Annotated in this window: 18 protein-coding genes; 2 read left to right on the top strand and 16 right to left on the bottom strand. The window is 41.4% G+C overall.

Annotated features, from left to right (window positions below):
* Positions 1-108 precede the first annotated feature (108 nt).
* Both QZZ43_RS06030 and QZZ43_RS06025 read right to left on the bottom strand, forming a co-directional pair.
* Positions 109-441, bottom strand: a complete 333-nt coding sequence (locus QZZ43_RS06030) for a helix-turn-helix transcriptional regulator (protein WP_291857053.1) — start codon at positions 439-441, stop codon at positions 109-111.
* A 251-nt stretch (positions 442-692) separates the two neighbouring features.
* On the bottom strand, positions 693-1301 hold the full coding sequence (locus QZZ43_RS06025; RefSeq protein WP_291857052.1) for a hypothetical protein: 609 nt from the start codon (positions 1299-1301) through the stop codon (positions 693-695).
* A gap of 872 nt (positions 1302-2173) precedes the next feature.
* On the opposite strand from QZZ43_RS06025, the gene QZZ43_RS06020 reads away from it, so the two are divergent.
* Positions 2174-3388: a cation:proton antiporter gene (locus QZZ43_RS06020; RefSeq protein WP_291857051.1), complete on the top strand. Its 1215-nt coding sequence runs from the start codon at positions 2174-2176 to the stop codon at positions 3386-3388.
* A gap of 77 nt (positions 3389-3465) precedes the next feature.
* On the opposite strand, the gene QZZ43_RS06015 is transcribed toward QZZ43_RS06020, so the two are convergent.
* The 9 genes from QZZ43_RS06015 to QZZ43_RS05975 form a co-directional block, all read right to left on the bottom strand.
* Positions 3466-3936, bottom strand: a complete 471-nt coding sequence (locus tag QZZ43_RS06015; RefSeq protein ID WP_291857050.1) for a hypothetical protein — start codon at positions 3934-3936, stop codon at positions 3466-3468.
* A 92-nt stretch (positions 3937-4028) separates the two neighbouring features.
* Positions 4029-4586, bottom strand: coding sequence for an isoprenylcysteine carboxylmethyltransferase family protein (locus QZZ43_RS06010; protein ID WP_291857049.1), 558 nt, complete (start codon positions 4584-4586; stop codon positions 4029-4031).
* A gap of 184 nt (positions 4587-4770) precedes the next feature.
* Entirely contained in the window at positions 4771-6069 is a 1299-nt protein-coding gene (locus QZZ43_RS06005; RefSeq protein ID WP_291857048.1) for an efflux RND transporter periplasmic adaptor subunit, read from the bottom strand.
* Positions 6070-6087: 18 nt separating this feature from the next.
* Complete coding sequence (locus QZZ43_RS06000) at positions 6088-10431, bottom strand: CusA/CzcA family heavy metal efflux RND transporter (protein WP_291857047.1); 4344 nt, start codon at positions 10429-10431, stop codon at positions 6088-6090.
* 1558 nt (positions 10432-11989) lie between these two features.
* On the bottom strand, positions 11990-13309 hold the full coding sequence (locus QZZ43_RS05995; RefSeq protein WP_291857046.1) for a permease: 1320 nt from the start codon (positions 13307-13309) through the stop codon (positions 11990-11992).
* Between the two features lie 258 nt (positions 13310-13567).
* Positions 13568-14266 (bottom strand): aromatic aminobenezylarsenical efflux permease ArsG family transporter, encoded by a 699-nt coding sequence (locus QZZ43_RS05990; protein ID WP_291857045.1) that lies wholly within the window; start codon positions 14264-14266, stop codon positions 13568-13570.
* Positions 14267-14448: 182 nt separating this feature from the next.
* On the bottom strand, positions 14449-14880 hold the full coding sequence (locus QZZ43_RS05985; RefSeq protein ID WP_291857043.1) for a nitrophenyl compound nitroreductase subunit ArsF family protein: 432 nt from the start codon (positions 14878-14880) through the stop codon (positions 14449-14451).
* 24 nt (positions 14881-14904) lie between these two features.
* On the bottom strand, positions 14905-15135 hold the full coding sequence (locus tag QZZ43_RS05980) for a thioredoxin family protein (RefSeq protein WP_291857041.1): 231 nt from the start codon (positions 15133-15135) through the stop codon (positions 14905-14907).
* Between the two features lie 66 nt (positions 15136-15201).
* Positions 15202-15522 (bottom strand): helix-turn-helix transcriptional regulator, encoded by a 321-nt coding sequence (locus QZZ43_RS05975; RefSeq protein WP_291857039.1) that lies wholly within the window; start codon positions 15520-15522, stop codon positions 15202-15204.
* 4 nt (positions 15523-15526) lie between these two features.
* Between QZZ43_RS05975 and QZZ43_RS05970 the strand changes: the two genes are divergently transcribed.
* Complete coding sequence (locus QZZ43_RS05970; RefSeq protein ID WP_291857036.1) at positions 15527-15655, top strand: hypothetical protein; 129 nt, start codon at positions 15527-15529, stop codon at positions 15653-15655.
* Positions 15656-15692: 37 nt separating this feature from the next.
* On the opposite strand, the gene QZZ43_RS05965 is transcribed toward QZZ43_RS05970, so the two are convergent.
* The 5 genes from QZZ43_RS05965 to QZZ43_RS05945 form a co-directional block, all read right to left on the bottom strand.
* The gene (locus tag QZZ43_RS05965; protein ID WP_291857034.1) at positions 15693-17744 is read right to left on the bottom strand and encodes a glycoside hydrolase family 97 protein; all 2052 of its coding nucleotides are present in this window, start codon (positions 17742-17744) and stop codon (positions 15693-15695) included.
* Positions 17745-17975: 231 nt separating this feature from the next.
* A complete protein-coding gene (locus QZZ43_RS05960; protein WP_291857032.1) occupies positions 17976-19364 on the bottom strand; it encodes an alpha-amylase family glycosyl hydrolase in 1389 nt (462 codons plus the stop codon).
* 322 nt (positions 19365-19686) lie between these two features.
* Positions 19687-21291: a DUF6377 domain-containing protein gene (locus QZZ43_RS05955; protein ID WP_291857031.1), complete on the bottom strand. Its 1605-nt coding sequence runs from the start codon at positions 21289-21291 to the stop codon at positions 19687-19689.
* A 17-nt stretch (positions 21292-21308) separates the two neighbouring features.
* A complete protein-coding gene (locus tag QZZ43_RS05950) occupies positions 21309-22034 on the bottom strand; it encodes a DUF3307 domain-containing protein (protein ID WP_291857029.1) in 726 nt (241 codons plus the stop codon).
* Entirely contained in the window at positions 22031-22630 is a 600-nt protein-coding gene (locus tag QZZ43_RS05945) for a SatD family protein (protein WP_291857026.1), read from the bottom strand. The genes QZZ43_RS05950 and QZZ43_RS05945 overlap by 4 nt, the downstream gene beginning before the upstream one ends.
* Positions 22631-23310 lie beyond the last annotated feature (680 nt).

Below are 23310 nucleotides of genomic sequence, written 5' to 3'. Positions count from 1 at the left end.
AAGTGGCATTGCAAGACCTTCATAGCTGCCAAAAACAGATTTCACTAGTCGAAAATGAGTATTTTAGCGGCAAGAGAAACGCATTATATGCTGCCTTTTGGACAGGCACTATCCACATTGAAAATTGTCAACCTGAATTTCCTTCAAAAACGATTCACTTATCTTCTTCAACACCGCAATTCTCGCAGGGTTCAGACAATAATTGGTACGCTTTCCATCCACATGTCCCTGAATAAGACCGGCTTTTTTCAACTCAGTCAGATGCTGATTTACTGTTGTACGGCTAAGCGGCAATTCTTCCGAAATGTCGCCGGTAATACACACCTTGGTTTCTGCCAGATACAGTAATATCTGCAACCGGGCCGGATGTCCGAGTGCTTTGTGAAGCAGAGCCGCTTCCTGCAAATCGGAATCAAATAATTTTGTTTTTGCGAGTACCATGGAATTATTTATTTGACGCAAACTTACGTCAAATAAATGATATAACGTAATTATACGTTTAATAATTTGAAAATAATCGGAGGAAGCAAATATTGAAAGTCACCTGCCCTGAGAACAAGGACAGGGAACAGCCTTATGCCGGCCCGAGTTGCGGGCTGATGCACAGCCTGTTAAAATCAGGAAAGTAATAATCAACATGCCCAAAAACAAGCGGCGAAGAGGAATATTTTCTATGGTTCGTTTCATATTTATTAAGGCAGTGGACTACCAACCGCAATATCGCATCGGTGCCAGGGTTGTCCGTGAGCGGGATTAAGACGTGGTTTTTCTCCTGTAGCCGGAGCAGCTGTTCTGGCTGATTGTGTAGAATTCAATCGCCTGGCATTTTCAATTGTCGGTGCGGTGGGGTTATTGGCCAAATCGGGAGCAGTAGTCTGAACCTGACGATTGGTTGTTTGCCGGGTGGTATTTGTTGGCGCTGAATTAAGCGGTGCGCCCACAGGAATGTCGCAGCGGTGATTGGGTTGACCATGCGGGGGATTCAGCATCACCTCAGCATCATTTTCCTCATTTGCCGATGTTGAATTTAGCGGTGCGCCAACCGGAATATCGCAACGGTGATGGGGTTCTCCATGCGGAGGGTTCAGCATAACTTCGGGGTTGCTTTGTTCCGGTGACGGTTGTTTCACTGTTTCATCCTCAACCACAGTTGCAGAGTCCGCGATTTCTGGATTATTTTGTTCCTCAGGCACCTGCAAAGTAGTTGCCTGATTCGCTTGTTCTGAATCCTGTTTCGCCTGGTTACAGGATAAGAAGGAAAAAAAAGTGAAAAATGTTATTGAAAATAAGATGGTCTTCATAAGTAAAATATATTTGATTGATTCTATTTCCCGGTTTTCAAAAATAGGACTATTTCTCTCCTCTCCCAATAATATGGCACAGCAATCCGAAAAAGTCCATTACGGGGCTCCACCAATTAGCGCCCCATAATCTGTCTTATTTCAACATCAAAAATGCCTGAAAGTTTAACAGAGAATTAAAGAAATAATTCTCGAAAATGAACCTGAGATAAAATTCATAACCGGTCAACCAAGAAAAGAAATCCCCAAACAAACCATTAAAACCTAAATCCTAATTGCACAATAAATCAACCCAAACTTACAGTTCCTTCCTCTATGATACTTTCAAAATTATATTTTCCAATTTCTTTATTATCTATAAGCCAACCTTTGTATAAACGATAGCCTTGTATCTGTACAAAGGAATGCTTTCCATTTAACGTTTTAGCATCAAGAAATGGCATCAGGAGAAGGCATGGTCATGATCCATTCAAAACCATATCCTTTTATCTTACCTTCTGAAACAATTTTTCAGAGGTTCGAAAAGGTGAAACATTTCAAAGAACTGGAAACAAAATCAAGTTCGGGCTACCTATGAGTAAAGCCGTTTTTTAATTTAGAAATCTTATTAATATCTTTATAGTCCAGCATGGTATTTGTGTCTGCAAACTTCGCTAAGGTGTTAAAATCAAATCACTTAGACAGTCACCCATGCTGTTTTTTATTCTTTTCTCTTAATTTTCAACTATTTATCAAATTGCGAAACTTGAGAAATTTATAAATAATAATATTAAAAAATCCTGTTAACAAAACCAACACATCCTTCATCTCTAGATCAGAACCGGCAAATGAAATAAACAGAAATTCAAACAATTGCTTAAAACAGAAAAATGATGAGTGGTATTACATTAATTGGAATAATCCTTATATCAGGTTTCATTTTTGGTGAGCTTATTAATAAGTTAAACTTGCCAAAAGTCTCAGGTTATATTATTGCAGGCATATTATTAAGTCCTCCGATAGCTCCTTTTGTTTCGGAATCGTTTGTTGAGAGTACAAAAATTGTAACCAATCTGTCATTAAGTATAATTACCTTTTCAGTAGGGGGCACTTTATTAATCTCTAAAATCAAAAATCAAGGCAGGCAAATTCTGAAGATTACGTTAGGCGAATCCAGCTTTGCTTTTTTATTTGTAATGATTGGCTTTATTCTTTTATCTCCTTTTTTAATAAAAATCGACAACGCCACCTATGTAACTATTTATATTCCATTGAGTCTTATGCTGGGCGCCCTTGCTGCACCAACAGATCCTACAGCCACTCTTGCCGTAGCCCATGAATATAAAGCAAAAGGCAATGTCATGTCCACTATCATGGGGGTGGCAGCTTTTGATGATGCACTGGGATTATTTTTATTCAGTATCGCAATTGCTATTGCCACACCTTTTGTTTCCTCACAAGACATAGAAATCAGTGCAGTTACATTATCAGTTGTGAAACAAATACTTGGAGCAATATTGATTGGGGGTATTGCTGGTTATATCTTTAATATAGTGGCAAAGCATCTTTCTGAAAATTCTGAAGGAATGATGATTGTAGTTACAATAGGTTTTCTGGCGTTATGTTTTGGCATTTCCTCTTATTTAGATATAGATGAATTGCTTGCTATTATGTTTATGGGTTTTATAGTGGTTAATTTTAATGAAAAACAAAAATTGATCTTCATATTGCTGGAACGATATACTGAACAGCTTGTTTTTATTCTTTTCTTCACCATAAGTGGTATGCATCTGGATATTTTTGTTTTAGGTGATAGCTTTCTGCTGATCCTTCTTTTTGTTATTTTAAGAGCTTCAGGTAAGTTTACAGGTGTATTGGTCGGAGCAGGAAATGCACCCAAAGAAGTAAAAAAATACACTGCCGGTGGTTTAATCCCCCAGGGAGGAATTGTTATTGGTCTAGCTCTAATGGTAAAGTATAACCCCGCCTTCTCACTAATCTCGGATGAGTTCATTAATATTGTCCTGGGGGCTACCGTTATCCATGAATTAATTGGGCCTGTACTGGCTAAATTGTCTCTAAGGAAAGCAGGAGAGATTGAAAAGTAAACAACTTAAAATCAATTCGCATGTAGTAATCCGCAGCTACCTCTCCAAAACAATGATGTGATAGGTGGATTTCTGCATTATTTTCGCTCCTTTAGAATAACATTTAACGGAATAAACGCGCCAACTTTGAGTCCCCAGTTAACATTATCGGTAGGTGTAAAAAGGAAAACAAAAACATTGCCGCCCTGAAGTTTCATGTTCGGCCCTCCCTGAAGAATGAATTTATTGTTGTCGGCCATGTATTCTGCCGAAGCAACAAACGACATAGGGATTTTCTTATCCATTCCAAGAAACCAGTATTCATTAAAAGTATAAATGCTGTTCATAAACGGGGTATAACCAACTGAATAATACCAACGGTTGTTCCACATCAGACCCATTTCACCATGTAAACGAACAGCCTCGTTACGGTTCCCGTCGAAGTCGTAAATCACCAATGGATTTACCCGGGCACCCATAATCAATTTATAGGGTTTTTCTTTGCTTTCCTGCGAAAAGGAAAGGCAAACTGATGCAAAAAAAAGGGTAATTAACAATAGTTTTTTCATACGTTTAAAATTTATTATTTGTTCATTTGATAAAAAAAGTTCATGTTCGTTTCATAACTTCAAATTTTTAACATCAGTGAAAGTAAAAAATATCATAACAACCATCGCTTAACATTTTTCTTGTACTGGTGGTATTCCTTTCCAAGTTGTGTCGACAAAAATTCTTCCTCCAAACGAACCTGAATCTGAATAATCAGATAGCCGCTCACCAGAATTATTGCAGTTGCCACATTGGGAATAATCAAAAACAATCCGAGAAAAACTAAAATCACCCCAAGAAAAACCGGGTTTCTTGACCAACTAAACAACCCTTTTGTGACAAGGTTTGTTTTATTTCGGTCATCAATCCCGATGCGCCATTGGTTTCCCATATTGCGTTGTGCAATAAAAATAACAATGAAAGACAGGTGCAATAATCCGAACCCTATCCAACATAAATATTCAGTTTCGAGAACTTCTATCGGTGTCAGATACTGTATCACTGACGGAAAAAATGCATTGATAACAATTAGAACAAATGCACACGCAGCAAGAATCTTATAGGCTTTTCCCACATAATTTATGGCCGACTCTTCTTTGTTGAATCGAAACGGGTTTATTCCTGTACGTTTGTAAGTCAGATAACTGGGTATTACAAATACTACAAGCATAAAAACACAGTAGAAAATAAAAAGATACATAATTTTCGGAATTAAGATTTACAATAAAAAACCGGGACAATCCTAAGATTGTCACCGGCCCTTACCTTATTTTTATCCATTTAAAGGATGAACGATGACATTCACTTCATTGGGTCGGTAAAAAGCTTTTATTTTCTTTTATAATCCCGGGGTTTTAATGTTTGTGTTCAGTCTCTTCTTTGTTCATGTCTGCCAGCAGGTAGTAGGCAGCATTCAAAACAATTTGGGTATTATCCGGTAAAGAATTGAGCAATTTAATTTCGGTATATCCGCTTTCCTGCATCCCGGTAATAACCTCTACCCTACGAAAAGCCATTACATGGCCACCCTCTTCGGCTTCATGGCCTGTTTCTCCGGCATGTTCATTCTGTTTTTCCTCACTTTCATGGTCATGTTCTTCTTCGTTTTCAGCTTCATGCTCATGGCCGTTTCCTTCGTGTGTTTCTTCTTCAATAGAATCATCCACAACAAATATATAGGACTTAGTTCCTTCGGTTACTACAGCATCATTGGGCAGAGTCCGGGTCCTGTTTTCATCGGTATGGATATGACCCGAAACATACATTCCGGGAATCAGATTACCCGGGTTTTTGTCGAGGCTGGCATGGATATGTACAGCCCGGGTATTGGCTTCGAACTCTTTACCGATGGCAAAAACAGTTGCACTCAATTCTTCGCCCGGACGGTTGGATACAGAAAAATCAACTTTTTGGCCCTCTTCAAGCAGATGCACATCGTTTTCGTACACCATGAAATCGGCATGGATTTCCCGGTTGTCCGTGATACTTAAAAGCCTGTCTTTGGCGTCCACATAAGTCCCCAGCTTAATATTAACCTCATTGACAAAGCCGTTTATGGGCGAAAGAATGGAAATAGTATTCGAGATATTACCATCCTTTACATTATCTGGCGATAGGTTAAGAAGCTGAAGTCGAGATTTCAGCCCCTCATAACGAGCCTTGGCAGTGTTGAATTCCGACTTCACCTGCTGGAAGTCTTTGCCCGCACCCACGTTATTTTCGAACAGCTCTTTCTGGCGTGCATATTCCTGTTCAAGAAATTCCAGTTTGTTGGCAGTTTCGGCAAATTCTTCCTGAAGAACAATATAATCGGGATGCTCCAGCATGACCAAGGCCTGCCCCTTAGTGACTTTATCTCCGTGAAAGACCTTTATCTCTTTCACATTTCCACCAATAATGGCAGTAACATCCGCGCATGCTGCCGGTGGCACTTCGAGCTGGCCGTTGGTTTTTACCAGCGTTGTAAGGTTCCGCATTTGAAAATCACCCAGCTCAAGGTCAAGAGCTTCACGCTGAAGTTCATTCAGCATAACCACACCTTCAGTATTTTCTTCCCCCACATGTTCATCGGTTTCTTTGCTATCCTTATTATTGCTGTTGCACGACATGAGTGTGGCTAGTGCAAGAAGAGCTATAAATATTTTTGTTTCCATCTGATATCTGTTTTAAAATTATTGACCTGTAATATATTCCAATTGTTCTTTCATCTCGAAAAATTCCGAAAGCCGGGATAAATATTCCTGCCTTGTTTTGATGGCTGATTCGGTATTCTGGATAAATTCAATATAGCTGAGACTTCCAAGGCGGTAACCCAGGTTGGCTGCTTCGATTTGTTCGGAAGCAAGCGGCAACGCTTCATTTTTGTAGTATTCAAGCACCTCATTCATAACCCTGTAACGGCTCAACAGCTCCTTGTAAGAAGCATTCAGTTCCAATTCCCGTTGCTTATATTCCTGCCCGGATATTTCGTAATTAACGCGTGCAGCTTTTGCCCTGCCCGACTGAGAAAAGAATAATAAGGGAACCGAAATACCTGCTTCCCAGCCATAAAATCCGGTGCTGCCATCGACAGATTGCCGTGAATAGCCCAAATCGATTTTAGGCAGAAAATTAGCTTTTTCGGCCTTCCATTCAGCTTTAGAAACATCTAATTGTTGCCGGTAATAATTTAATAGCGGCACTCCATTTAACGAATCCATTGAAAAAACAATATTATCCATTTTTCCCCAGTCCGGTCCTGCATCATTAATTTCGACACCATCGGGGTACATGAGGTACTGGTTCAGAAGTTGCAGGGAAGCCATATATTGGCTCTCAGCCTGCTTAATATTTACCATCAATTCTTTGTATTTAGCAGAAGCAGACAAGAACTCTACTTTTGATGTTTGCTGTGTTTTGAAACGTAACTCTGCAGCCTTAAGGAAGTTTGAATAAATACTGTCTAGCTGTTTAAACAATTCTGTTTGTTTCCTGGCGACCAATGCACTGTACCATGCCAGACTTACGTTCCTGACCAGTTGTTTTTCGGTCAGTTCGAGTTTGGAAACGGCCAGATCGGTATGTGATTTATTCAGTTTGCTTTTGGCAGGTATGCCAAACAGGTCAATTTCCGTTTGTGATACCCCAATTTCGGTTTGAATACCCACGGAACCATTACCGATTTCCTCTTTCCCCGTGTAAATGGACGTGTTGCCCAAATCGTACGCAGTGGCCTTCAGTGCCTTTTGCTTTTCCACATTCAGGGAAGCCGCTTTTAACGACGGATAGTTTTCCTTTGCCCGTTCAAGGGCCTGTTCAAGGGTAACGATGTTTTCTTGTGCCTTTAGTCCTCCTGAAATCCCAAGCCCCCCGACGATTAAAAAAAGAGCAATTACTTTGGTTTTGAGCTTTGGCACTTTCAGGTTGGATTTGCCCGATTCAACCATTCTGTATAAAACAGGCAACACAATCAATGTTAAAATCGTGGAGGTCAACATACCCCCAATTACCACGGTGGCGAGTGGCCGTTGTACTTCGGCTCCGGCAGAGGAAGAAATGGCCATGGGCAGAAAACCCAGTATATCCGTCGATGCTGTCAGGAAAATTGGGCGCAGCCTGCGAATGGAGCCTTTTTTAATTATATCCCCCAAACTGAGCTTTCCCTCTTCTTTTAGCTCGTTAAAACCACTAATCAACACCAGTCCGTTTAACACAGCCACACCAAACAAGACAATAAAGCCTACCCCTGCCGAAATGCTGAAAGGCATATCACGGAGGTAAAGCGAAAAAATACCGCCCACCGCTGCCAGCGGAATAGCCACGTAAATCATCAGAGTTTGCTTTAGCGATTTAATGGCAAAAAATACCAGCATAAATATTAAAGCAAGAGCAAGAGGTACAACCAATGTCAGTCGTTTAGACGCCCTTTCGAGGTTTTCGAAAGCCCCTCCGTATCGGATATAGTAGCCCGAAGGCAATTCCAGCTGTTCATCAAGGGTTTGCTGAATTTCTTTCACAAGTGATTTAACATCTCTGTTCTCCACATTGATACCCACATAAGTACGCCTATTAGTATTGTCGCGGCTGATTTGCATTGGGCCTGGCTGATAGCTGACTTCCGCAACCTCTTTAAGGGGCACTTGATTCCCGTCGGGCGTGTTTACAAACAAATTCCGAAGGTCGTCAATGCTTTGGCGATGTTCCTCATCTAGACGAACCACGAGGTCGAACATCCGCTCGCCTTCATAGATAACGCCTGCAACACCACCGCTAAATGCAGTTTCCACCACGGTATTCAGATCTTTAATTTTCAGTCCGTACTGTCCCAATTTAGTACGGTTGTAATCCACAGTAATCTGCGGTAATCCCCTGGTGGCCTCGGCCTTCATACCGGCAATACCTTCGACTCCAGCGATTAATCGGGTTATCTCCTGAGCCTTGTCGGCCAAAATATCCAAATTGTCCCCATAAAGTTTAATTGCCACATCTTCACGGATACCGGTTAAAAGTTCGTTGAACCGCATTTCAATGGGTTGTGAAAATTCATAGTTAATTCCGGTGAATATGCTTAATTCTTCTTTAATTTCATCAATAAGTTCCTGTTTCGTTTCGGCCCTTGTCCATTCATCTAATGGCTTCAGTAAAATGAACACATCACCAATATCAATAGGCATTGGGTCAGTGGGCAAATCGGCCACGCCAATACGGGTTTGTGCAGACTCAATCTCGTCAGCGAACTCATCAAGCAACAACTTTTCAATTTTGGTCGATGCATTGGTTACTTCCGTCAATGATGAACCTGGTTTCATAAACATGTGCATAGCCAAATCACCCTCGTCCAATTGTGGAATAAATTCAGCTCCCATCCGAGAGAAAAGAAAGCCACCGAAGATTAAAAGAACCAGTGCTAAGCCAACAACAAGCTTTCCTTTACGCAGAGCCCAGTCAATTACTGGTTCATACATATTCTCAAGTTTTGCAATAAATTGCTCTCCCCAGGTCTTTTTATCTGTTTTTGGCGGTCGCAGGAATTGCGCGGCCATCATTGGAATATAAGTAAGGCAAAGCAGCATAACACCCAACACAGCAAAACCGAAGGTCATGGCCATGGGTTGAAACATTTTCCCTTCTACACCCTGCAATGCCAATACCGGAATAAAAACAATGAGGATGATGAGCTGTCCGAAAAAAGCGGAGTTCATCATTTTACTGGATGATTTATAGGCTATCTCATTGCGCTGAGGCAACCCTAATTTCTTCCCGATAAATTCGTTTCGGTGCAGATAAAAAATCATACTCTCCACGATAATTACCGCCCCGTCAACCAATATACCAAAGTCAATAGCACCCAGACTCATCAGGTTTGCCCATACGCCGAACACATTCATCATAATAAATGCAAACAGCAAAGCAAGCGGTATGGTAGAAGCCACCAACAAACCACCCCGTAAATTGCCCAGAAAAATAACCAAAACAAAGATTACAATCAGCGCTCCGATCGATAGGTTCTCGGCAACTGTTGATGTGGTGCTCTTTATCAGCTTGCTGCGGTCGAGGAATTGTTTTATTTCCACACCTTCGGGCAGCGATTTTTGAATTAACGTCATCCGTTCCTTCACATCCTTAATTACATCGTTGGAGTTTTCGCCTTTCAACATCATCACGATTCCGCCCACTGCTTCACCCTTCCCATCTTTTGTAAATGCCCCGTAGCGCAAAAAACTACCGTATTTTACTTCAGCCACATCCCGGATAAAAACCGGCTGTCCGTTTAAATTGGCTACCGGCGTATTGCGGATGTCATCGAGCGAACGCATCAAGCCTTCGCCACGGATAAAATTTGCCTGAAAGTTTTTCTCAATATATGCCCCGCCAGTATTCTGATTGTTTTCTTCCAACGCCTCGAAAATATCGGGGATGGTCAGATTCATACTGCGAAGTTTATCGGGATTGATGGAAATTTCATATTGTTTACCATGGCCCCCAAACGAGTTTACCTCAACCACACCCGGAACCATAGCCATCTGCCGTTTCACAATCCACTCCTGCATGGTACGCAGTTCCATATCGTTGTAAACAGTGTCGTACCCAGGCTGTACTTCAAGGGTGTACTGGTAAATCTCGCCCAGCCCGGTACTGATGGGAGCCATAACCGGAGCGGAAAAGCCTTCAGGAATTTTCTCCTTCATTTCGGCAAGGGCCTCGCTTACCAACTGTCGGGGAAGATAGGTACCCATATCGTCCTCAAATACAATGGTAACCACCGACAACCCAAAACGTGAAACGGAACGGATTTCGGTAACCCCAGGCAGGTTGGCCACCGAGAGTTCCACCTGATACGTAACAAACTGTTCAATATCCTCAGTTCCCAGATTTGGAGCGGTGGTAATCACCTGCACCTGGTTGTTGGTAATATCGGGAACAGCATCCAACGGCACTTTCGTCATTGAATAAAATCCCCCGATGATAAGTCCGATGGTCATCAGACCAATAAGGGCTTTGTTCTTTATTGAAAAAGATATGATACTGTTTATCATCTCCTGTTGATTTTGTTTGTTTTTTATTCGATTTAATATTCTGGTTCATTCTGAAAACGTGTACCCAACACTTTATTCAAAAGCATAATTGGCAACAGTTCTTTAAATTAAGCCCAAACACATAAAACCCATCACACAAAGGTTTGTAACCATCAATTCTTATTGTGTTATTTCTTTTATTAACATGAACTTACAGAAGTCTACCCTCATAATGATTGAAGAAATAACTTAAAAAAATATTGTTACGAGATTTTCTTTATGCCATGCAATGAATGCCATTTAGCGTGGCACAATTTCCATGACCAACATTCGTGTGGTTCGGCTCTCCCGATTGGGTGGAAGAATTGGTTGCCCCAAAACGAATATGGCGTTTAACAATAATCCAAACCTGGCGATGTGCAAATCTGAGCAATAAGAACCTGTGATAAAGTCATCAAGACTTCTCAACCCTGTAAAAGCATATACTAATGGCCTTTACAAATTTATTGTGCAAGGATTGACCCATCACACAACAAAAAAAAGTTAAGCAAAAGCAGGAGGTGCCCGGAGCAAATGGGCAGAAAAGAAGAATTGTTTTATAAAAACAGCCGAATGACAAAAAAATGTTGTGGTGATATTTTTAACTGGCCAAAGCTCAATATTAGTATTGTCTCCGACAAAACAGAAAAGAAAATTTTCAGATATAGGCTGATTTACAGAGGAGTTTAATATTCTTTCCGATACCAGAATATTAAATGCATAACAATGAGAGACCGGATCTTCATTGCTGTTTTCCTGAACGGGGTTTTCACAAGTTGATTCCGGTACTGGTGAATGGGTTGACTCAAAATGGTGATGGTGCGGCACAACAGCATGGGCAAAAATAATCAGCCCTGCCAAATAAGTAAAAAACCTCCCTATATGTTGTCCTTTCAGATTCACCTGTCAAAAAAACAAAATTAATTATTAGAACACCTGCAAAGATAAAAAAATGTTGATGCAAGCCAATTACAAATTTCATACGTCAACCTGGTATTTTTTTCACCATTGCCGGGAGAATCTTTTTTTGAAAAAAGAGACTGATCACAAATATGGGTACCTACATTAAAAATTTTGCTTATTCAAAAAAGAGATTTCTAACAATCTCTAAAACATACGACACCTTCAGTGTCGATATTTTATATTTTGCGAAAACTATAAACATAAGAGCCCTTCAGGCGCAGTTTCCCTCAGATTTAAGCATGACCCAGAAGTAGTTCAAATATTTATAGATGTAATGTTTACATGAAAATTGACCCCAAAAATGGGTCGTACCAGTTATGTATATTTGTTTGTTTTTCTCGATTAAGAGCTTTTATAAGTATCTATTTGGTACGCATTATTGTGATGAGCCAAAAAAGATTAATTCGCTTTGCTGGTAATGCAACTCTCCAACCTTCATCAACACACCCAGAATAATTTCAAACGCGTGATTACCATGCACTTACAAGGTCAAGAGCGCTAAACACAACTCTCTGACAATAAAAGCTTTGTGCCTTTGCGTCTCCGCGTTTTAGCTTTTTGTAAAGAACTATTGCTTTTAATTAAAAGCGCCAAAAAGCAGTCCGGAAACAGTTGCCATAACTACCACAAGTCCGATGTAAACCAAAGTTTTTTGGGTACCCATAACACCACGGATTACCAGCATATTAGGTAATGACAATGAGGGCCCGGCCAGCAACAATGCCAATGCGGGACCTTTTCCCATTCCTGCAGCCATAAGCCCCTGAAGAATAGGAACCTCTGTAAGGGTAGCAAAGTACATAAAAGCTCCTACAATGGAAGCAAAGAAATTGGAAAACACTGAATTACCACCTACCAGATTCGCAATCCATTCATTTGGGATAATGCCCGCCAGGGCGGTATCGTCATGGGTGGAACCCAGCAAAAATCCGGCAGTAACAACACCAATAGCCAGTAAGGGCAATATTTGTTTGGTAAAGTCCCAGGCGGAAATAGTCCATTCCCGGTTTTCATCATGTTTTTTATCAGCCAGAGTAAGGATGCTCAGTGCTGCAATACCCACCACCATCGGCACAAGCGGAGAAGCAGTCAGAAAAGCTGAGGCAGCAGTTACAATTGCCCCAAGCAATACATATTGCCATTTTATCTTCAAAATGAAGATAAGTGAGAAAACCAGCAAAATAGAAAAGAATGAAATGATGGCCCATTTATTGACCCAAAGCCAGTAAAATCCGCCACTGGTAACGTCATCACCTGGTTTTCCCCAGTTTGCAAAAACCAGTATCAACACCAATGTGAAAAAATGAAAAGCAGTTTGCCACATGGGCCGTTCTTCAGGCACATCGGGAAAGTTCAACTGCTCTTCGCGTTTCGCTTTTTCTTCTTTTCGATAAATAAGCGACATGGCTGAACCTATGACTACTGCAAAAACAACAGCCCCGATAACACGGGCAATTCCCATTTCAATCCCCAAAATACGGGCAGTTAAAATAATCGCCAGAATGTTAATTGCCGGACCACTATACAAAAATGCGATAGCGGGACCTAAGCCAGCGCCGCGCTTATGAATACTGGAAAAAAGCGGCAGGATGGTGCAACTGCAAACGGCCAGAATGGTTCCCGAAACAGATGCCACTGTATAGGCCACCCACTTTTTGGCTTTGGCACCAAAATATTTCATCACCGCACCCTGGCTGACGAATACGGCAATCACTCCGGCAATAAAAAAGGCCGGTAACAAACATAAAATAACATGCTCCTGAGCATACCACTTCGTCAGGTCGAAGGTAGCCCTAATGGCTTCCTGAAATCGTGCACTTTCCAAAGGCATGAAAAAGGCGAAAAGAAATATTGCAATGATCCAGCCTAATATTTTAAGCTCTTTTTTTAATTCCATCGTTTTATGAGTTCTATGTTTTGTGTTCTGGGTTTTGTGTTCTGGGTTTTGGTGTTGCGGGCCTGTGGTTCCCCCTTCAGGGGGTTAGGGGGTAGCGGGATGGGGTTTGTGTTTTGGGTTTCTTGTTTTGAGTTTTGTTTTATCAGCCTTTGTTTATTGGTTCGCCCGTCTGTCACTGCTTGTTAAAAACCTGTAAAATCGGTACCCCCCTCAACCTTAACCTTAGCCTTAGCCTATAAAACAAGGAGGTGCCCCATCTTACAACAATAACAAAACCGTATAATAAACCCCTACGCCAATAAACAAAACAGCAACCACCCGGCGAAACCAGATTTCAAAGGTTTTCAGTTTATTATAAGTGCTTCCTAACGACCCGACTGAGAAGGCAATGAGCCAGGCAAAAATGATAACTGGAATACCAGTTCCCAAAGCAAAAATGATTGGTAAATAGAGCCCGCTCACACTGGAGATGGTCATAGGAATAAGCATACCAAAATAAAGCACACCGCTATAGGGACAAAAAGCCAGAGCAAAAATAACTCCCAGCAGTAAAACACCCCATAAACCTTTTCCTGACTGGTCTTGCAGCTTATCGGTAACAGAGCCGAGACCGCGAATCTTAATATTAATAACGCCCAACATCAGGAGACCAATTAATATCAAAACCGGGCCAATTACCTTTTCGCCCCATTCCTGAATAAACCCGGCAAATTCGAACTGGCTGGCCCCAAAAAAGAAAAGTAAACCGATGGTGGTATAAGAAACACTACGTCCGAGGGTATAAATCAATCCGTTGACGAAAACACGCTTCTGATTTTTCATATCCTTACTGATAAATCCAATGGCGGTAATGTTAGTGGCCAAAGGACAAGGGCTGATGGCAGTCATCAGCCCAAGTAAAAATGCAGTAAGCAACGGAAGCTCGGTGTTTTCAAGGAGGTTTTGTAAGAATTCCATGAAAATATTTATTTAGTGTCTGTCCATAAAGTACCACTTGCTTCGTTACGCTTGCCGCCAAAATACTCATACCGAAGGATCGGGACTCCGCTTTTGGCGGCTTCGCAAGCCTTGCAATTGGCACTTTCTAAACAGACACAGCGAAACTAAGACACTTTGCTTAGTTTACAGACGGGCACTATTTAGAGAGATTCGACCGTTTCTACGATTTTACTTTTCAGCTTTTCCGGATTGGTTCGCGCATTCATAAAGGCAAAGTTGGTAATATTTTCTGCCTTGTCTCCTTTTATTATGAGCAAAGTCTGACCACTCACATTATGCTTTTTAATCAACGGATGGTCACTTTGTTTTTCGCGGTTGATGGATTGAAAAGTAACATCTTCTCCATATTTTTCAGTCAACGCTTCTTTTGTGACTTTCTCAACGGCCTGACAAGTAGCACAACGACGGGTAGCATGGAAATAATAAACTTCAACATCCGATACTTCTGCAACAGTTTCTGATTGACTTTCGCTGTTGTCACCTTCTTTAGCTGATGAATTGCAACATTGCGCTGTTACCGAAACTACTGCCAGTAACATAAAGAAGGAAAGTATACTTAATTTCTTTTTCATAGAGAATATAGTTTTAAGTTTGATTTAGCTAAGCATTTTCTTCAAAGCATCGTACGAAGGTAGGCTACCTTTAACAAGCACTTTCCCATCCACCACCAAGGCGGGGGTTCTGGCAACGTTATACTGCATGATGTCCATGATGTCCTCCACTTTTGTGATGTTGGCATCGAGGCCCAGTTCTTCGACGGCATCACGAGTCAGTTTCTCAAGTGTCTTGCACTTAGGGCACCCTGTACCTAATACTTTAATATCCATAGGTCTCTATTTTTAAAAAAATGATTGTTCGTTGTTCGTAAAACCACGAACAAAAGTATAAAAAAATCAGAGAGACCAAAAATCTTTGAACAATTTTTTTGCTTCTTCCCAATTTTCTTTGCTGACACAGTATTTAACCCGGGGTGCTTCAATCTCACCCTGTATCAAACCACTATCTCTCAACTCTTTAAGGTGTTGCGAAAGGGTGGATTTGGCAATAGGTAATTCCTGGGAGAGATCTCCACTGTAACAGCAGGTCTGATTGCCCAACAATTGCATAATGTAAACTCTAACCGGGTGCCCCAGAGCTTTTGCGTAACGAGCCATTCGTTTTTGAGTTCCTGTGGGAATGACGGATAAGGAATCCGGTTTTATCTTTTCAGGCATAACGATGATTTTAATTGTTGCAGCAAAAATAAGTGAATTTTTGAAGATTGCCTATCCCAACATCGTACCTCTTCAGAATATCGATGACAAGTCAGGAATGGTGGATTCTAAAAAAAGCCCCCTGATGCTGTAAGAAGCATCAGAGGACTTATTAAAATATCAAATTCAGTTTATTCCAGCTTCGAAAAGTGAACCGCCTGGCCCCCTCCTGAAGCAAGCTGCAGGGTAAGCGACATATCTGAAGTAACTTCTCTCTCTTCAATCAGGATATCCAGGGGATTATTCTTATAATGCGCCTGAGTATCATCCCTGTAAATAACCGCGTTGTATTTATGCCCGGGTTCCAGGAAATCAAGACTTATCGTCAATGTCCTTTCCTCCTCATCAGAAATACTTCCCAGAAACCAATCTTCCGAATTGCGATCCTGCCTGGCAATGGTAATGTACTCTCCTATTTCTCCATTCAACACCCTGGTATCTTCCCAGTCAACAGGAACCTCTCGAATAAACTGAAATGCCGGTTGATTAAGATAGTTTTCGGGTAGATCAGCCGCCATTTGCAGCGGACTGTAAATAACCACATACAACGCCAACTGTTTGGCCAATGTAGTATTTACCTGGTTATTGGGGTTCTCAGGTATAGAAATATTGAAAATACCCGGCGTAAAATCCATCGGCCCTCCCAATAAACGCGTAAAAGGAAGTATGGTCTCATGCTCCGGAGGATTTCCACCATCTGCACCCCATGCATTGAACTCCATGCCACGCGAGCCTTCGCGGGTCATCATATTTGGATAAGTGCGTCGGATGCCAGTGGCTTTAATGGGCTCATGAACATCCAGCATAATGTGATGCCGGGCAGCTGTCTCCACCGCCTTCCGGTAATGGCGAACCCCAAACTGACTGTGGTGCCACTCCTTACCGTTCATTCCGCGGGGATTAACGTAACCGGTTTTAATGTAATTCACACCGTGTTTTTCATAAAAGGCATAAGCTTCTTCCATTTGTGCCTCATAATTGTCAACCGCGCCTCCGGTTTCGTGATGGCCAATTAGCTCAACGCCTTTAGATGCAGCATAATCGGTAACCTCTTTGATGTCAAAATCCGGATAAGGTGTGGTAAAGTTGAATCCGTTGCCATCGTTCCACCAATCAGAATCCCAGCCCAGATTCCACCCCTCGACCAACACACCTCCCAGATTGTTCTCAGAAGCAAAATCAATATATTTCTTTACATTCTCTGTTGTTGCACCGTGATTGGGCCCTTGTCCCCAGGTACTTTTATTGATGTGCATTTCCCACCAAATTCCTACATATTTTGCAGGCTTAATCCACGACACGTCTTCAACCCGATTGAGCTCATTCAAATTCAGAATCATGTAGGAGGTAATCAAATCTCCGGGTTTTTCTGCAATCTGAATGGTGCGCCAGGGAGTTGAAAAAGGTGTTTCGGCATAAACTTTTACACCATCTGACCAGGGCACCAGATCGCATTCCAGGCGGTTGCCTTCTTTGAGAAATAAGGTCATCGCAGCATAATCAGTTAATGCAGCCTCATGAACCGAAAGATATAAATCTTCTCCTGTCTCAAGGGTTAACGGCGTATGCATAGTATCAGCTACTTCGTTAAGTCTTTTTCTGGAATACAGATACTCATACCGGTCGGGACGATAAGCCGGCTGCGACCACACTTCATGATTGTCGGTGAGGCTAAACTCCGTGATTTCGTCCATTATCCGGAACTCTTTCAGATGTTCCTGTTCCGGAAAAACGTATCGGAATGCCACTCCATCATCAAAAACACGGAATATAATGTCCAGCCTCCTTTTCAAGCCTTCTCTTTCGGAAAGATTGACGACCAGCTCATTGTACTCGTTAAGAATCTCTCTTTTTTCGCCCCATGGTTGTTCCCATGTTTCAGAGAAAGAGGTGGTATTGAATTCTTTGATTGTGAACCCACTGGCCAAATCATCCACCTCATCCAGTATGAATCCCAATTTTGAATCTTCAATTACCTTATTCCCCTGACGGAAAACTGAATAAAAGGCACTGTCATTTTTCAAACCGAAATTCAATGAAACACGGCCATCGGGAGATGTAATTTCAAAGGAGCTTTTTGTTGCGGAATCACAACCACTAACCATAAAAGCAAGTATCAATGCAAGCGTTATCAGGACTTTATAAAAAAAGCCCCGCAGCACATATTGATTTTTTCTATTCATAACTTTTGTTTTTATTTTACTGGCAACCAGTACTTTACCCCAAGTCATACAATTTCACTCACAATGAATGATGTTTTATAGGTTTTATACTGGATGTAAGGATTTGATTTTCGAAAAAGTCGCCCCCCCTATATCCCTCAAATTCTTGCACAGTTCATTGCGAACGTAGTGAAGCAATCTCTTTTCTTTGACCGGACACCAATGATATTCATTGCATCTCAATGGAGCCAATTACTTCCTCAAAATCAAATACTCATAAGGAGCCAATTCCACTTTGCTTCCAAGTGTGGTCTGCGTTTCTGAATAAGCATTCTGCCAAACGGTTTCCTGAAGCGCCTCCGGAACAATGTATCGCACCGAGTTATTCCGAACATTCACTATTACCAACACCGAATCATCAGTAGTTACTTTTTCAAAAGCCATCACATCCGCGGTGTTTAAGTTAGTAAAAGTGCCACGACGCAGGGCAGGACTGTCCTGACGCAGGTTCAGCAACCGCTCGTACTCTGCTTTGTAACCGGCATTGATGTCCCAGTCGATTTTATTGGCATTACCCTCAAAAAAGGAAAGTTGTTCGGGAAACCCAACTTCCTGACCACTGTAAACCAACGGCACACCGTCCATAAAAGCCATTATCACAAATGCAGCCATGGCTCCCTCCTTATTGGTAAACTGTTGAATGGGTGTAGTTTCCCATGCATTCTGGTCGTGATTGGAAGTCCAGCGAAGCACCTCTTTTTCGGCAGAAAGTCCCCGATATTCTTCCTCATGCGCCTCAACAATAGCATCAGTTGACTTACCTTCGCTAAAAGTCTCTTTAAGCCCGGTATAAAAACGCCAGCCAAATATCATATCAAAACCCTGGGGCAGTAACTCTTTGCGTTCCGATTCGGCAAACATGATGATATCCCGCTCAGGAATGCTTCGGAGCGTATCAATGGCCTGCTTCCAGAAATCATCGGGCACACCATGAACATAGTCACAGCGAAAACCATCAACATTGGCTTCCAGCACCCAGTATTTCATGGCACGAATCATTTCCTCCCTCAAATATTCATTGCCAAAATTCAATTCAGCCACATCCTGCCAGCCTGTTCCGGGAGGAATTATATTATTCCCGTTGTCATCCTTTGCGTACCACGACGAATGGTCCGCAATCCACTTGTGATCCCATGCTGTGTGGTTGGCCACCCAGTCAAGGATCACAGCGATATCTCGTTGATGCGCTTCTCGAACCAGATTCCTTAAATCCTCCAGTGTCCCGTAATCCTCGTGAATATCCAGATAGTCTTTTACCGCGTAAGGAGAACCCACACTTTTTACATCTCCCGTGGGATAAACGGGCATCAACCAAACCACATTGATGCCCAGGTTGTCCAGAGAATCAAGTTTGGCCGTTACTCCATTAAGGTTCCCTTCCCGACTAAATGCCCTGAGGTTGACCTCATACATGGTAATGTCACGTGTTTCGGGGACATTTTCAAAGGGAGTCCCGTATTGGGTGAATTGTTCCTGAACTGGTTCAGTAATCACCTGCTCTTCTTCGTTTTTTTTCTCACACGAACTGAGAATCAACGGAAAAAGTAATAGCTGGGTAATAAAAATAAGTCTCTTCTTCATTATTGAAAGTATTGATTTCGACAAAGTAAAATTTACAATTACAATAAGTAAAACAAAGGTGCTACCGGAAAGCCCGGAAATCAAAAAGTATAACGAAAATATAACAACTTCGCCAACAAAGGCAACAGACTAACCATTGATTACATGCAGTTTAATCCACACAACAAGTATTGAAGAAGGGCAAAAAATATAATAAATATTGGAAGTTTTCAGGGAGAAAAAAGACCATTTCAGGAAAAGCCGCAGAATACAATAGAAGTCAACCATTATCGCACCTCAGGACGATAATCAAAAATATCGCCTTTATAGCCGTTTTTTTTAATCAGATCGACTGAATTTTCAAAATTTCCTTTTCAAAATCTTCATTGGAGACGATGGATTTATTCTTGATTCTGGTCTTATAAGTATTGATGGTATTCACCGAATAGTGTAGAATGTGGGCAATTTTATCTGTTTCGGATATTCCCAGCCGTATCAAGGCAAAGATTCTCATATCTGGATTCAGCTGCTTACTATTGTAAGGCAACTCACGGTCTTCTTCTTTAAAAAGTGCATTAAAACGTTCAATGAAATCGGGAAAGATATTAAGAAAGCCGGTATCAAAATCCCGGAAAAGGGTTTCCCGTTCTCGTTTAATATCGGCACGGGTAATGACAGACCCAATTTGTTGAACCTTATTCAAAGCAAGCTTATTATCTATTGCCTGACGATATTCATCCAGCTTTTCAATAAGGTCGGAGTTGGTTTTAAAAAAGAAGGCGATATACTCCTCTTTGATCAGGTTTACTTCGCGCAACTGTGCATTGGTTTCTGAAAGGGCCAGATTCGACTGGTGGAGTTTGTCTTTAACTTTTTTGATTTTCCGGTATTGCCTCATCAAAAGCACCAAAACAACAAAAACCAAAACAGACAAGATGGAAACAGCCAGGGCAAAAGTCTGAATTCGGAAATTCTGTTTTTCAATCAAATCCAGCCTGGCCGCTTCAACAAGCGGCTGAATCTGGGAGATTTGCAATTCACGCTGAATAGCGCCATAACTTTTCGCATCTGCAATGGCAACATTCAAATAGTGACTTGCTTTTTTAATCTCCCCCTGCTCAAACAAACGGTTTGCAATAATACGCAATGCTACATACTCTTTATTTGCCAACCTGGCGTCACTAATGGCAGCTTTTAACAACCATTCCAATTCCATTTCCGGCTTTCCCAAAGCACCATACACAAATGCGAAAGTAGATGCATCAACAGCATATTGTCGCCCTTCCACCTCAAATCGGCCAAACAAATCATCAAAAATATCCCTGGCTTCTTTGTAGTTATTTTTCCAAATCGCTCTAAGTCCGTAAAGTGAATAATGAATACGAGAATCAGGAGTTGCAAAAACTAAAGCGGAATCCAGGTGAGCCAAAATCAGGTGGCTGAACTTTTCAGAATAGAAAGAACGCTGGTAATAATTTCCCATATCGATGTAAAGCCGGGCATTCAGATAATGAAATTTTACCCGCAGGCTATCGGACATTTCTGCCGAAGAAATCTGTTCCAGAGAATCCTTTACCACCGCAAACAAGCCCGATGCCAGAAGCGTTTCACTCATTCTCAACCTTGCTTCATTTATCATCGCCTTGTCCCCGACCCTGTTTGCCTCCTCCAACAATTGACGGGAAAAGAAAACAGCAGAATCATAGTTAAAAGTAAAATAAGCCTGATGAAGTTTTTTAGTTACTAAGAATCGTTCAACCTGATTGGCGGAATCTATAAGGTTCAACTGCTGATAAAGAGCTCCGATTTCCTTCTTCTTGTTCTCTTCGAACTCCGGTTTCTGCTCAATGACCCGGTCTAAAACACGAAACAGACTGTCTGTTGTATTTTGAGCAGCGAGCGAAAACGACAAAACGGAAATCAAAAGTATGGGGAACAGACGCTTCATGAATAAACTTAAATACCTTATATGGTTTCAAAACTATCCCGCAAAAAGAGATACAGCAGACTAATCAACAAAGACAGCCCAAAACTAATAAAAGTTCCGATAATCATATACTCTGTTAATTTTCGGTCTTTGGCTCTGGAAAGGTCACTAAATCTGAAAATTGTTTTTACCGCAATAAGAAATCCAATAGCATGAAACTGATGCAAAATGATGAATCCAAAAATAAACAACCGCTCCAACATTCCAATGTATTTGCCGGCATTATGAAGTGAATCATTATTCTCAATTGCCTGAAGATTCCATCGGCTCATTAATTGTTTTACAATTACGGAGGACACGGAGGTCTGGGCCAGCAGGGCGGCAATCAACAATAACACATGGAAAGAATACAGCACATCAAAGTCAATTTTGAAAGGCTGATAAATATAAACCAACAACCCAATCACAACTAAATGAGCCAACTGATCCATTGCGAAGAGCAACCGGGAATTTAATTTCTCATTCAGGAATAACTTCGCCAAATCAAATACAAAATGACTGACGGTATAGGTGACAAACAGCGGCCAGTATTGCCAATCGAACCAAAAAACCACCAACAGAAGCAACGCGTGAATCCCCACATGATAATACAAAAAGCGCGACTTGTGCCGGTTTTTATTCTTGGCAGTCACCCAACTGTCGGGTTGAAGCGCAAAATCCGCCAGAAAATGAACAATCAGAAGTTTTAAAGCCAGGGTCATCATAAGCAGGATATTTGTTCGCGGTAAAACTCTTCCAGCAGCATTACCTCATCCCAACCTCCTCTTTTGAGCGCATCACTGATGCTACTCTGGGATTTCCCGAGCAATGCCGCCAATTCTTTTTGATTTTTTTTTGGATGCTCAATCTTTGCCCTGATAACATTGCTCACTACGGAAGTCCAGTCATCAGTGACCAATCGCGCCAACCGGAGCATCACATTCAGAGTTTTGTCCACCTCCTGATCGGTGGTTTTAACACCAATTGTCTGGTTCTTTAATCCCTCAAAACAGCTGCCCGACAAGACAAAAGCCTCCCCGTTGGACTCCGTAATTCTCGCCGCCTGATGCTCCACTTCTCCGACACCAATCCCCATTCTGACATCCAGAGAATCTACCCCTTTCATCACAGCTTTTATATGAAATGCTGCCAACAATGCCCTTTCAGGCTCAAGCATAAGCTGAAAACTATCCCCTCTGAAAATTTCCCAATCGGCAGGGGCTTTTCCGTAGAAAGACAGAATGGTTTTTAGTGAATCAATCCATCCAAAGGTCTTACTGTTTCTGGAGTTTATGATATCGCCTGTAATAACAGCTTTCATCAGTTTTAAATTTATCGTCCCGGCTATATGTGCCGGGGCCTGGCTTTCAAACAAACACACTAACATACGACACCTTCAGCGTCGATATTTTATAATTTGAGAACAACTATAAATATTAGAGCCCTTCAGGCCCGGTTGCTATTAGGTATAAAAGCATGACCTAATTTATGGATGTTATCTGACAGCGGAACCACCCTCGGTTGCTGTTAAGTATAAAAGCATGACCCCGAAGCGGGTCAAATATTTATAGATGAAATGTTTACATGAGGATCGACCCCCGGGGTGGGTCGTACACACTATGTTTTTTTCTTAATTTTTCTCATGTTATTTCGATTATGATTCTAATTATTATGATGAATCTTTCTTTTTTAAAATCGCTATTCAGGCCAAAGGTGATCAAATATAAAGCAAATAAATGAGATTATCAAGGAATATCGTTTTAAAAGCCGATATTTTGAAATATCGGCTTTTAAAACGATATATTTATTAAACCCAATTTATAAACCGTTTGAGATGCGTTTTTATGTATTAATTCATTAGTGTCCTAAACACTTCCCAAAAGGGATTTCATCCCTAAACCCTGACCTACTTTCTTGTCTTGATACAAGAAAGTAGGCAAAGAAAATCAAGACTGAGCCAGCTTTCGCTCTAAAAACTACGGTTCTTTTATCGTAATCGTC

This window comes from Marinilabilia sp. (genome assembly GCF_016278715.1).
Lineage (GTDB): Bacteria > Bacteroidota > Bacteroidia > Bacteroidales > Marinilabiliaceae > Marinilabilia.
Note: the sequence above shows the minus strand (reverse complement) of the source record. Positions and strands in the feature narration are given on the sequence as shown.